The organism is Aeromonas sp. R4-3 (genome assembly GCF_040908275.1).
Classification (GTDB): Bacteria; Pseudomonadota; Gammaproteobacteria; order Enterobacterales; family Aeromonadaceae; genus Aeromonas; species Aeromonas rivipollensis.
The window spans coordinates 88,383-100,494 of sequence record NZ_JBFODK010000021.1 but is presented as its reverse complement, the minus strand read 5'-3'; the positions used below and the strand labels follow the sequence as shown (position 1 = coordinate 100,494).

Annotated in this window: 14 protein-coding genes; 1 reads left to right on the top strand and 13 read right to left on the bottom strand. The window is 59.6% G+C overall.

The window, feature by feature from the left end:
- The 10 genes from tppD to murJ all read right to left on the bottom strand — a co-directional run bounded on the left by tppD (nucleotide 1) and on the right by murJ (nucleotide 9,938).
- Nucleotides 1–444, bottom strand: a complete 444-nt coding sequence (gene tppD, locus AB5Y91_RS05090; RefSeq protein WP_106884984.1) for a type IVa pilus pseudopilin TppD — start codon at nucleotides 442–444, stop codon at nucleotides 1–3.
- Nucleotides 441–1,442: a PilW family protein gene (locus AB5Y91_RS05085; RefSeq protein ID WP_368169219.1), complete on the bottom strand. Its 1,002-nt coding sequence runs from the start codon at nucleotides 1,440–1,442 to the stop codon at nucleotides 441–443. The genes tppD and AB5Y91_RS05085 overlap by 4 nt, the downstream gene beginning before the upstream one ends.
- Complete coding sequence (pilV, locus tag AB5Y91_RS05080) at nucleotides 1,439–2,002, bottom strand: type IV pilus modification protein PilV (RefSeq protein ID WP_368169218.1); 564 nt, start codon at nucleotides 2,000–2,002, stop codon at nucleotides 1,439–1,441. Before pilV ends, AB5Y91_RS05085 begins: the two co-directional genes overlap by 4 nt.
- Nucleotides 2,003–2,005: 3 nt before the next feature.
- Complete coding sequence (gene tppA / locus AB5Y91_RS05075) at nucleotides 2,006–2,413, bottom strand: type IVa pilus pseudopilin TppA (protein WP_163135572.1); 408 nt, start codon at nucleotides 2,411–2,413, stop codon at nucleotides 2,006–2,008.
- Nucleotides 2,414–2,523: 110 nt separating this feature from the next.
- Nucleotides 2,524–3,459: a 4-hydroxy-3-methylbut-2-enyl diphosphate reductase gene (gene ispH, locus AB5Y91_RS05070; RefSeq protein ID WP_368169217.1), complete on the bottom strand. Its 936-nt coding sequence runs from the start codon at nucleotides 3,457–3,459 to the stop codon at nucleotides 2,524–2,526.
- Entirely contained in the window at nucleotides 3,459–3,911 is a 453-nt protein-coding gene (gene fkpB, locus AB5Y91_RS05065) for an FKBP-type peptidyl-prolyl cis-trans isomerase (RefSeq protein ID WP_106884989.1), read from the bottom strand. The genes ispH and fkpB overlap by 1 nt, the downstream gene beginning before the upstream one ends.
- Entirely contained in the window at nucleotides 3,908–4,420 is a 513-nt protein-coding gene (gene lspA, locus AB5Y91_RS05060; protein WP_025325712.1) for a signal peptidase II, read from the bottom strand. Before lspA ends, fkpB begins: the two co-directional genes overlap by 4 nt.
- Nucleotides 4,420–7,281 carry an isoleucine--tRNA ligase gene (ileS, locus tag AB5Y91_RS05055; protein ID WP_368169216.1) on the bottom strand — a complete coding sequence of 954 codons (2,862 nt, stop codon included), beginning with the start codon at nucleotides 7,279–7,281 and terminating at the stop codon, nucleotides 4,420–4,422. The genes lspA and ileS overlap by 1 nt, the downstream gene beginning before the upstream one ends.
- Nucleotides 7,281–8,255, bottom strand: a complete 975-nt coding sequence (gene ribF, locus AB5Y91_RS05050) for a bifunctional riboflavin kinase/FAD synthetase (protein WP_368169239.1) — start codon at nucleotides 8,253–8,255, stop codon at nucleotides 7,281–7,283. Before ribF ends, ileS begins: the two co-directional genes overlap by 1 nt.
- 120 nt (nucleotides 8,256–8,375) lie before the next feature.
- Entirely contained in the window at nucleotides 8,376–9,938 is a 1,563-nt protein-coding gene (gene murJ, locus AB5Y91_RS05045) for a murein biosynthesis integral membrane protein MurJ (RefSeq protein ID WP_111913481.1), read from the bottom strand.
- Nucleotides 9,939–10,129: 191 nt separating this feature from the next.
- Here murJ and rpsT point away from each other — a divergent pair, with 191 nt between their 5' ends.
- Nucleotides 10,130–10,393: a 30S ribosomal protein S20 gene (rpsT, locus tag AB5Y91_RS05040; RefSeq protein WP_033129187.1), complete on the top strand. Its 264-nt coding sequence runs from the start codon at nucleotides 10,130–10,132 to the stop codon at nucleotides 10,391–10,393.
- A 49-nt stretch (nucleotides 10,394–10,442) separates the two neighbouring features.
- Here the strand turns inward: rpsT and AB5Y91_RS05035 are convergent, their stop codons facing one another.
- From AB5Y91_RS05035 to AB5Y91_RS05025, 3 genes are read right to left on the bottom strand one after another with little or no spacing between them, the layout of a single operon-like run.
- Complete coding sequence (locus AB5Y91_RS05035; protein ID WP_106884992.1) at nucleotides 10,443–10,745, bottom strand: metalloregulator ArsR/SmtB family transcription factor; 303 nt, start codon at nucleotides 10,743–10,745, stop codon at nucleotides 10,443–10,445.
- Nucleotides 10,746–10,794: 49 nt separating this feature from the next.
- Nucleotides 10,795–11,727 (bottom strand): transcriptional activator NhaR, encoded by a 933-nt coding sequence (nhaR, locus tag AB5Y91_RS05030; RefSeq protein WP_106884993.1) that lies wholly within the window; start codon nucleotides 11,725–11,727, stop codon nucleotides 10,795–10,797.
- Nucleotides 11,714–12,094: a hypothetical protein gene (locus AB5Y91_RS05025; RefSeq protein ID WP_171277181.1), complete on the bottom strand. Its 381-nt coding sequence runs from the start codon at nucleotides 12,092–12,094 to the stop codon at nucleotides 11,714–11,716. The genes nhaR and AB5Y91_RS05025 overlap by 14 nt, the downstream gene beginning before the upstream one ends.
- Between the last annotated feature and the right edge of the window lie 18 nt (nucleotides 12,095–12,112).

The window sequence follows — 12,112 nt, the reverse complement described above, 5'->3', positions numbered from 1 at the left end:
CTATTCGGTGAGCAGTGGTTGTTCTACACCCGCAATCCAAGTCAACGGGCGAACATATTTGCCATAATTCACATTGGCCTGCAGCTCGACATACTTGCACGCAGGAATCACATTGCTGCTGCTGGCGTCAATCTTTCGCTTGCACACGGTTTCGATACGATTAGTAAGAGCGACAGCCGCCGAAGCATTGCTGCTATTGACGCTGATCGCCGCACTGGCCCCCAGAGTGGCGCCCATGCCGGCAATCACAGTCGATATGTTGTTGCTCTGCATCGCCGCTTCGATGATGCCTTCGAGCCGATGCTCCGCCTGTCGGAAGCTGGCGGACGAGCCTGCCATCTTGAGGTCTTGCCCCGAAGATTGCATCACTACCACGGCAATCAGGGTAAGGGGCAGCAAAATGATCAGGGCGACGATCAGAGCCACACCGCGCTGGGATCTCATGCTCCACCTCCCACTATTACCGCTGGATTACGCAGCGATACGCTGGATTCCAGCAACAGACGACGGAAGCCATCTCCATTGCCTGATACGCTGGTGCTGCCAACCTGATAAACATTGTTATTCACATAACTGCTGGATGCTTGCAGTGAGCGCACCAGAATAAAGATGCGTGCCGCCACGACCCGACCTTCACTCCATTCCTGTTCAGTTACATTCGCGGTCGCGACATAACGGTCAATTTCACCATCCGGCACCGGGCTGTCGTCGACACCAAACAGCACCGTCATCCGTTCAATTCCTTCGGCCATGGGGCCGGAGATCAATACCGATCCGCCATTTGCGGTCAGGTAACGCTTTCTCAATTCAGGGTTGCCTGCTGCATTGGGAGAAAGGTAATAGATAAAGTGCTGATACTCCCAGAGCTGACGTGCCGGCATGGCTGCCGTGGTGGGGACCGTTTCTCCCCCCTTGAACATCTGGGCAGCCTGGGTCGTTGTGGCGAGATAAAAGCGATTGCCAGTAGCGGCGGTATCCGCCAGCGGAAGACCAATCAGCCGTTTGATGCTGATGACATCCGTATTGGCGATACGCGAAGCCACAGGGATACAGGCAAGAGCCCCTCCCGTAATCGCCCTGCTGTTGTCCACCCCTGCGACCCAGATCCCCCGATTTGTTCCCACACTGGGTGGCAGGCTGCCTCGCCCAAGATTGTCCAGACAATCATTTGCGGCAAGCACACTAGACCCAGCACTCAGCGTAACCCCCTGCCCCACGGCCATGGGAGAACCCGTATAGTCCCCCCAAAAGCCAGCCCATTTCAGGTCCTGAGTGAGCAGGCGCATGGCGATACGGCCATTTTCCTGCAGCTCGCTCTGATCGAAGGCATCCTCAGTGGTGGCCCGAGAGGCTATGAAGATGCTCAGGCCACCACCGATCAGAAATACTCCGATCAGCATGGCGATCAGCCACTCGACCAGGGTAAAGCCACGGGCGTTCATAGGGTGGTCGTCAGCACGAACTGACGCCTCTGCCGATCTGCGGCATTCCCAAGTCCACAGCTGTTGCGCACGGCGGTAACCGCATCGGCGCCATCAGACAGAGACTCCCGGCCGCGCCAGAAGATCCCCACCGTCAGGCTGTTGTTGGCCCCGCGGATCACGCAGCCGACCGGAGCCTGTAGAGATGAAGCGGCACCGGACACGGCAGAACCCAGCAGGGACCGTTGCCAATAGAAGAGATCCAGTGCCTGGCGTTCACTGCGACTGCAATCCGACATGGTGCCATTGCTGTTGGCACAACTCGGCATGTTCAGGATAGTGTTGCCTGATACGACGGTCGTGCCCTGGGCAGTCCAGCTGTCCTGGTTGATCCTGGCGCGCTCAACGAGGTCATTTGCCAGCCAGTTGGCAATGGTGCGCTGTCGGGCCTCATAGCCGGAGAATTTGGCCGTGGCCTGCATGCCAACCAGCCCCAGCAGACCAAAGGAGAGCACCACTGCGGCTATCATCACCTCCAGCAGGCTGAATCCGATCATCTGGCGACGGCATTGAAGTTTCATCGGCTAGTCCCAGCAGGCGTCGTTGGCGGTATCGCCGAGTCGGGTAGCGCTTCGGGTGCCATCCTGATCGATGGAGAAGATGATGCAGTCACTATCGGAGCCTTGTGCGCCGGAAGCCGTGGCAAAGAGAATGAACGTATTGGTGCCGGCAGAGATGACCAGATGGTAGAAGCCGGACTCGGAGTTGTCAGTGATATTCAGGTCGGCAGCGGAGGAGGCGTACCTATTGAAGTCCATAAAATAGGTTTCTTGTCTGTTGGCGGCATCCAACAGCATCTTTTTGGCATCAATACGGTGGCTGGCCAGCAGATAGCGCTGATATGAGGGATAAGCAATGGTGCCAAGAATCGCCACTATGGCGACGACAATCATCAATTCAATGAGGGAAAAGCCTCGATAGAACCCAATCATATCCCATCCTTGGTGACTGGCGGTCTTGTTAGTCTAATGCCGGATAGGTCGCAACAACAAATCCGGCATCAGGAACATCACTCTTTATTCTTAGGCCATCCTGGCCACATTCAAATGATTCTAAGCTCTGGCGGCACCTCGAAGACCACGTTCTCTTCGCGACCCGGGTGTTCGGTCACTATCTTGCCACCCAGCTCGCGCAGACGGGCGATGACATTCTGAACCAGCACATCGGGAGCAGAGGCTCCCGCCGTCACCCCGATACGTTCAACACCATCCAGCCAGCCCGGTTCGATCATGGTGGCATCGTCGATGAGGTAGGCTCGCGCCCCCACCTTCTCGGCCAGCTCGCGCAGGCGGTTGGAGTTGGAGGAGTTCCGTGACCCCACTACCAGCATGGCGTCCACCAGCCCCGCCATCTCCCGCACCGCATCCTGACGGTTCTGGGTGGCATAACAGATGTCATCCTTGCGCGGTCCCTGAATTTTCGGGAAGTGTTGGCGCAAGGCATCGATAACGTCCGAGGTCTCATCCACGCTGAGCGTAGTCTGAGTGACGAAGCAGAGATCGTCCGGGTCCTTCACCTTGAGCTTGGCCACGTCCTCCGGCGTTTCCACCAGATACATGCCCCCTTCCGGATTCTCGTACTGCCCCATGGTGCCGATCACCTCGGGGTGACCGGCGTGACCGATGAGCACAGCCTCGGATCCCTTGCGGCTGGCACGATGGACCTCCATGTGCACCTTGGTCACCAGCGGACAGGTGGCATCGAACACCTTGAGGGCACGGGACTTGGCCATCTCGCGCACAGTCTTGGCAACGCCGTGGGCGGAGAAGATGACGATGCTGTCATCCGGTACCTCGTCGAGCTCCTCGACGAACACGGCTCCCGCCTCTTTCAGCTTGTTCACCACATAGCGGTTGTGTACCACCTCGTGACGGACATAGATGGGTGCCCCGAACTTCTCAAGCGCGCTCTCGACTATGCTGATGGCCCGATCGACACCGGCACAAAAACCACGTGGGTTGGCGAGTAGGATATCCATCAGTGCACCTTTTCCTCGTCATCCACGCCCAGGATCTCCACCTCGAAGGTGACGGTGTGACCCGCCAGCGGGTGGTTGAAGTCGACCGTCACCGACATCCCTTCCACCGCCCGTATGATGCCGGGCAGCTCGCTGCCATTGGGCTGGTCGAAGAGGATGATGGTGCCAATCTTGGGCTCCACATCGGCACCGAACTTGGCTCTGTCCAGATGGTAGATGTTGTCGGGATTGGAGTGACCGAACGCCTGTTCAGGCGCCAGCGTGAAGCTCTTGGCCTCACCCTGTTGCAACCCCAGCAGACACTGCTCGAAGCTCGATGTCAGGCTGCCGTCCCCCATTCGCAGGCGGGCCGGTTTGCCGTGCAGCGCCGTGCTGTCGGCAACCGAGCCATCTTCCAGCTTGATGGAGAAGTGGAACAGTACGCTGCTGTCAGCGCCTATGGCCTGGCTCATGCCGCCTCCTTCTGTTTTTCGGAGCGAAAACCTTCCAGCACTATCATGGCTGCGCCGATGAAGATGAAGCTGTCCGCCAGGTTGAATGCGGGCCAATGGGAGCGCTGCCAGTAGAAGTCGAGGAAGTCGACCACATGGCCAAGCACCAGACGATCAAAGACGTTGCCAAGGGCTCCGCCGATGATGAGCGAATAGGCGATACCGCTCCAGCGCTGGGTGACCGACTGCTTGCGCAACCAGTGCGTCAGCAGCCCACAGATGGCAAACGCCAAGACCGCGAAGAACCAGCGCTGCCAGCCCCCCTGATCGGCCAGGAAGCTGAACGCTGCGCCCTTGTTGTAGACGTGCACTAGGTTGAAGAAGGGGGTGATCTCCACCCCCGGATAGCCAAACGGCAGCAACTTGACCACGGCGAGCTTGCTCGCCTGGTCCAGTACGAAGGCCAGCACCGCCAGCCACAGCCAACGCAGGCCCGTTTTGTTATGAAGAGCGTTATTGGTCATGTTCATCAGGCAAATTGACGCGTTTCGCCGTCACCCTCGACGTTGGTGACGCAGCGGCCACAGATCTCTTCGTGACCGGCTATGGTGCCCACGTCTTCCACATGGTGCCAGCAGCGGTCGCACTTGGCGGCAGCAGACTGGGCCACGTTCAGCCACAGATCATCGCGCTCGGTCACAACGGCACCTTCAGGTGCTGTGTCAGCCACCACCACCTTGGCCTTGGAGGTGAGCAGCACGAAGCGCAGCTCATCGGCCAGGGCATTCAGGCGCTTAGCCAGCTCGGGCTTGGCGAACAGAGTCAGTTCGGCCTGCAGGGAGCCACCGATGCGCTTCTCGCCACGGGCGGCTTCCAGTGCCTTGTTCACTTCACCACGCACTGTGAGGATCTCGGCCCAGAAATCGTCGTTCAGCACTTCACCCGCTTCCAGCCCGAACAGGCCGTCGTACCACTCTTCGGTGAAGACGAACTCACCGCGCTCACCCGGCAGCAGAGCCCAGATCTCGTCGGCGGTGAAGCTCATGATGGGCGCCATCCAGCGCACCATGGCCTCGGCGATGTGATAGAGGGCGGTCTGGCAGGAGCGACGGGCCAGGCTGTCCGCCTTGGCGGTGTACTGCCTGTCCTTGATCACATCCAGGTAGAAGGAGCCCATCTCGATGGAGCAGAACTGCATCAGCTTCTGGGTCACGCCGTGGAAGTTGTACTCATCGAACGCCGCCATGATCTCGGCCTGTACCGCCTTGGCACGGCCCACGGCCCAACGATCCACCACCACCATGTCGGCAGGCGCCACCATGTCGGTCGCCGGATTGAAGCCGTTCAGGTTGGCCAGCAAGAAGCGAGCTGTGTTGCGAATACGGCGATAGGCATCGGCGGAGCGCTTGAGGATCTCGTCGGAGACTGTCATCTCGCCGGTGTAGTCAGTGCTCGCTACCCACAGACGCAGGATGTCGGCGCCCAGCTTGTTCATCACGTCCTGCGGACTGACCACGTTGCCGATGGACTTGGACATCTTGCGGCCCTGACCGTCCACGGTGAAGCCGTGAGTCAGCACCTGGTTGTAGGGAGCCTTGTCTTTCATGGCCACGCCGATCATCAGGGAGGACATGAACCAGCCGCGGTGCTGGTCAGAGCCTTCCAGATACATGTCGGCCGGGTTGCCATTGAACTCGGGGCGGGCATCGACCACTGAGGAGTGGGTCGATCCTGAGTCGAACCAGACGTCCAGGGTGTCGGGTACCTTGTCGTACAGGTCGGCGTCGCTGCCCAGCAGCTCAGCCTTGTCCAGATCCCACCAAGCCTGGATGCCGGACTGCTCGACCCGCTTGGCCACCTCTTCCATCAGGCGCACGGATTCAGGGTGCAGCGCCTGAGTCTCCTTGTGAACGAACAGGGAGATGGGCACGCCCCAGGTACGCTGACGGGAGATGCACCAGTCAGGACGGTTCTCGACCATGGCCTGGATGCGGTTCTTGCCCCATGCCGGTACCCAGCCGCTCTGGCCGTGCTGGGCGATGCCATCTTTCTCGATGCGCTCGATCTCTTCCAGCGCACGCTTGCGCAACCCCTTCTGCTCCATGCTGATGAACCACTGGGGGGTGGCACGGAAGATGATCGGGGTCTTGTGACGCCAGCAATGGGGGTAGGAGTGGTTGAACACCTTGTGGTGCAGCAGGGCACCACGCTCGGTCAGCACCTCGACCACGGCCGCATTGGCCTTGAACACGTGCTGGCCGGCAAACAGCTCGGTATCCGGCAGGTAGACGCCGTTGCTGCCAACCGGGTTGGCCACTTCCAGACCGTACTTCTGACCGACCACGAAGTCTTCCTGACCGTGTCCAGGGGCTGTGTGCACGGCGCCGGTACCGGCATCCAGGGTGACGTGGTCACCCAGCACCACAGGCACATCGAAGCTGTAGAAGGGGTGGTTGAAGCGCAGCAGCTCGAGCGCCGCACCCTTGGCATAGCCCAGGTTGTGGAACTTCTCGATACCGGCTCTGTCCATCACGTCCTTGACCAGCTCGGCGGCCAGGATCAGGCGCTCGGGGTTGTCACCCTCCACCTGTACCAGGGCGTAGTCCAGATCGGCGTGCATGGCGATGGCGCGGTTGGCCGGCAGGGTCCAGGGGGTGGTGGTCCAGATCACGGCAGAGAGCGGGCCCTTGCCGATGTGACCTTCGGGGCAGTCAAACTTGGCAGCCACTGTCGCCTCGTCGACGGCCTTGAAGCGCACATCGATGGAGGGGGAATTCTTGTCGTAGTACTCCACTTCGGCTTCAGCCAGGGCGGAGCCGCAGTCGGTACACCAGTGCACCGGCTTGGAACCCTTGTGCAGGTGGCCGTTCTCGACGATCTTGGCCATGGAGCGGATGATGTTGGCTTCGGTGCCAAAGTCCATGGTCAGGTAGGGGTGTTCCCAGTCACCCAGCACACCCAGACGGATGAAGTCGGTCTTCTGCGCTTCGATCTGGGTCTTGGCGTATTTGCGGCACTCGGCGCGGAACTCGGCGGCGGAGACCTTCTCCCCCGGCTTGCCGACCATGCCTTCCACCTTCAGCTCGATGGGCAGACCGTGGCAATCCCAGCCCGGCACATAGGGGGAATCGAAGCCGGAGAGGCCCTTGGACTTGATGATGATGTCTTTGAGGATCTTGTTGACCGAGTGACCGATGTGAATGCTGCCGTTCGCGTAGGGAGGGCCATCATGCAAAATGAAAGAAGGCTTGCCCGCTTTGGCGCGGCGAATGGCGCCGTAAAGATCCTGATCGTACCAACGCTTGAGCATGTTGGGTTCGCGCTTGGCCAGATCGCCACGCATCGGAAACTCGGTTTCCGGCAGATTCAGGGTGTGTTTATAGTCGCTCATCAGTCCTGGGTTCCCTTCTTTTCTAAAAGAGTGCTGGGTAAATTGAATGGTGGCAGCCCGAACCAGGCTCGGGCCGCCAGGGCATCTCGTTCGATCTGCTCTTTCAAGGCGGTGAAAGAGGCAAACTTCTGCTCTTCGCGCAGCTTGTGGCGAAGCAGCACCTTGACCTGCTGACCATATAGATCACCAGAAAAATCAAATAGATGTACTTCCAATCTGGCTTGTGTACCGCTCAAGGTCGGCCGTACACCCACATTGGCGACACCGGGGAAGGTCTTGCCGGAACATAACACTTCCACCGCGAACACGCCACCGACCGGGATCACCTGCCGTTTGAGCGCGAGATTGGCGGTAGGAAAACCTATGGTGCGCCCCAGCTTGTCGCCGTGGGCCACCCGACCACTGATGGCATAGGGGCGGCCGAGCATCAGCTCCACCTCAGCCATACGCCCCGCCTTCAAGGCCTCGCGCACTAGCGTGCTGCTGACCCGCTGGCGCTCTACCTGGAAGCTCTGGGTGCTGATCACCTCGAAGCCGAAGCGATGACCCGCCTCCTCCAGCAGGTGGAAGTCCCCCTCCCGCCCCTTGCCGAAGCGAAAATCATCCCCCACCACCAGGTAGTGCACGCCGAGTTTCTCCACCAGCAACTGCTCGATGAAGCTGCTGGCGGCCTGCTCGGCGAAGCGGTGCGTGAACCGCACACAGAGCATGCGATCTATATGCATCCCCTTGAGGGCTTCGTACTTCTCCCGCCAACGGCTGAGACGGGCAGGGGCGGCATCCCCCGCAAACAGCTCAAGGGGCTGCGGTTCGAACAGCATGACGCAGGCGGGCAGACCAAGCTGGGCGGCTTTCTCCTGCAGTCGGGTCAGCACCGCATGGTGGCCCTGATGAACCCCATCGAAGTTGCCTATGGTCAATACACAGCCCCGATGATGGGGCTTGATATTGTGAATGCCGCGAATGAGTTCCATCAGTGCCTTGTGCGTTGCTGCCATGGAAATCGGCGGATTATATATCAGGCAGCAGGCAGGGTCAGCCCTGCTGTTGAGCCGATTTCAGGTATCTGACCCGGAACACGGGCATCATCAGCCTCATTGCTGACCCGATTTCAGGTGTCTTGGCCTGACCCCCAGCACCAACAGGACTATTCCATACAAGGCGCCCCCCAGGCAGAGCAGCAAAGTCAGCTCCAGACTGGCTTTGCCCATGCTCCAGGCTCCCCACTGGGCGAGATCCGGTGACAGATAGCCAAGCACGCCCCCCATCAGCACAGTCGCCACCAGCAGCTTGAGGCAGAACACGCCCGTGTTGCGGGAAGGACGATAGACCGCCTGCTGATACAGCCCCTTGAACAGCAGGGCCGCATTCAGGGTGCCGGAGCAGGCGGTGGCGAGCGCCAGCCCCACATAGCCAAGCGGATAGATGAAGATGAGGTTGCACACCATGTTGGCCACCATGGCCATGATGCCGATCCGTACCGGGGTCCTGGTGTCCTGGCGGGCATAGTAGCCGGGGGCCAGCACCTTGATCAGCATCAGGGAGAGCAGCCCTGTGGTGGACGCCAGCAGGCTGGCGCTGGACATGGCCACCTCGTGCATGCCGAACTCCCCGCGCATAAAGAGCACTCTCAGTATGGGCTCGCGCAATACGGCAATCCCCACCATGGCGGGCAGGCCGAGCAGCATCACCATGCGCACCCCCCAGTCCATGGTACGGGAGAAGTCGGCCGGATCCGCATCCACATGCTTCTTGGCCAGCGCCGGCAGGATCACTGTGCTGATGGCGACCGCGAACAGGCCGAGGGGAAACTCCAGCAGGCGATCCGAGTAGTAGAGATAGCTGATGGCACCGGTCGCCAGGAAGGAGGCCAACATGGTATTGATCAGCAGATTGATCTGGCTGACCGAGACGCCGAACAGCGCCGGTATCATCAGGGTGCGGATCTTCACCACACCGGGATGGTGCCAACCCCACTTGGGCCACACCAGCATGTTGATCTGGCGCAGGAAGGGGTACTGGAACAGAAACTGGACCAGGCCACCGAGGAAGACGCCGATCGCCAGCGCGATCTCGGGCCGCTCCAGCAACGGGGCTATCCACCAGGCCGCCGCTATCATGGTGAGGTTGAGGAACACCGGCGTGAAGGAGGAGACGGCGAAGCGACCAAAGGTGTTGAGAATAGCCCCGGCCATGGCGGTGAAGGTGATGAACCAGAGATAGGGGAAGGTAATCTTGAGCATCAGGCTGGCCAGCTCGAACTTCTCGGCCGCCGGGCCGCCGTGCAGCCAGTCCCAGAACCAGCCCCAGCCAAACAGGGCCGTCAGCACCCCCGAGCCCAGCACACCGAGCAGGGTGACTATGGTGACTATGCCCCCAAGGGTGCCCGCCACCGCGGCCAGCAGCTCGCGTACGGCCTGCTCGTCACCGTTTTTCTTGTACTCCGTCATCACCGGCACGAAGGCCTGGTTGAAAGCCCCTTCGGCGAACAGCCGGCGCAAGAAGTTGGGAATGCGGTTGGCGAAGAAGAAGACGTCTGCGGCCACCCCGGCACCGAGCAGATTGGCGATGACCACATCGCGCACCAAGCCCATCACACGGGACACCAGCGTCATTGCGGACACTATCATGCCGGATTTGATCAATTTCTTACTCAAGACGAGGCCTCTGGAACTGTCAGAATGGAAAGAATGCTGCTAGAATCGGCCGACAGTTTAACCGCCTCCCAACTGACACACCACCGGGGGGCGGTGTTTATTTGCACAAATCATTTGACAATATGTGGTTGAGAAGGCATATTTCCGGGCCTTTTCAATACACTCGCTAAGACAGTTTTAGGAGTTTTACCTTGGCTAATATCAAATCTGCTAAGAAGCGCGCGATTCAGTCAGAGAAACGTCGTCAACACAACGCCAGCCGTCGTTCAATGACCCGTACCTATCTGAAGAAAGTAATTGCTGCCATCGCTTCTGGCGACAAAGCTGCTGCCACTGCCGCTTTCGCTGTTGCTCAGCCGATCATGGATCGTATGGCGACCAAAGGCCTGATCCACAAGAACAAAGCTGCTCGTCACAAGAGCCGCCTGTCTGCCCAGATCAAAGCTATGGCTTAATCAGCTTCGGCTGAACAAAGCTAAAAAAACCGGCCTTAGTGCCGGTTTTTTATTTGGGTTCGCTACAATACAGCCTGTGCAACAATCCAATCATCTCGCGTACCTCATGGCTGCGCAGCGAATAGTAGACCGTCTGGGCCTCTTTTCGCGTCGCCACCAGCTCATCGCGCCGCAACACAGCCAGATGTTGTGACAGGGCCGATTGACTCAGTCCAAGCACCTCGTTGAGTTCCCCCACCGACAGCTCTCTCTCCAATAACTGGCACAGAATGAACAAGCGCCGTTCATTGGCCAGCGCCTTGAGCAGGGTGACCGCACGTCCGGCATTCGCCTCCATCTCTTCCAACTGCATCGCATTCCCTCCCCTGCAAGACAGGAATCATACCCTCTGCCCCGTCGATTTAAAATGACAGGGTCGCCGGCTGAATGGCGGTGAAATCCTCCTGACCGGCAAAGAGGAAGGAGAAATCACTCTCGCACACCCGTTTCACCGCCGGATGCTGGATCATCCGCTCGGCGAAGATGACGTAGTACTCCTCCATCAGATCCTGGGTCTCTCCGATCAGCATCACTTCCTCTCCCTCCAGGATCTCCTCCCGATAGATGGTCGGCGCCATGAAGATCCCCTGATTGAAGAAGCCAAATGCCTTCATCAGGGCCGCATCGTCGAATTCCCCCAGGATGCTGGGAGAGATGCCCTGCTGCTCGAACCATTGGGTCAGCTGGCGCCCCATGGCGGTACGACGACCAGGGATGAGCAGTTTGCGCTCCTCGAGACAGGCAGGAAAAGGCTTTTCGGGCAGCGGTGCCTTGCAGAAGAAGCTGACGCCGCAGCCCCCCAACCGCTTGGAGAGCAGGCCGGCATGCTGGCTGGAGTCCACCGGGCAATCGGAGAGGATCATGTCGAGCTTGTGCTCGCTCAGTTGTTCCAGCAGCAGCTCGTGGGTCGATTCGAAACAGCGCAGGTGGATGGAGCCGTCGTTGGGGATGACGGAGAGCAGCACCCGGCTGGCGAGGCGCTTGGAGAGTGCATCGGCGATGCCGACGTCGAACAGGATCTGGCTCTCCTTGCGGTAGTTGACGATATCCAGCATCTCGTAGGAGAGGCTGAACATCTTGTCGGCATAGCGAAACACCAACTGGCCCAGTTCGGTGGCCTCGAGGGAGCGCCCCTTGCGGATCAATAGCTTGCCGCCGAGACGCTGCTCCAGCAGCTTGATCTGACCGGTGACTGTCTGGGGAGTGAGGAAGAGGGCTTCCGCCGCCTGGGTGACGGAACCCTTCTTCTGAGTCATCCAAAAATAGTAGAGATGGTTGTAATTAAGGTGTGACATCCGATGGGGTTCCCGCGCTGCGCGGGCTCCGGTAGCAGCTGAGTTCAACCGCCAGAATGTCATACATGTCGCTGATCGAGTCAACCTTGTTTGCGCCGAACTGCTCTTGCAGGGTCAGCTTGAGGCGGGCCGGATCCGGCATCCGCTCCCCGCAGTAGCGCTTGTGGGACTTCTTCACGCGCTCGCCGGCCCGGCTGCTCAGGGCCCGCTCGGTGAAGGTCTCACCGAACTGGGCCTTGGCCTGCTTGTCCCCCAGCATGAGGGCGCTGTCCACCACCCCGTTGAGATAGGCCGAGCAACTGGCCGACATCGCATCCTGCTGGCACTCCGCCAGGCTATTCGCCCAGACTGCCGGGCTCGCCAGCATGACTAACCATCCGAGTCT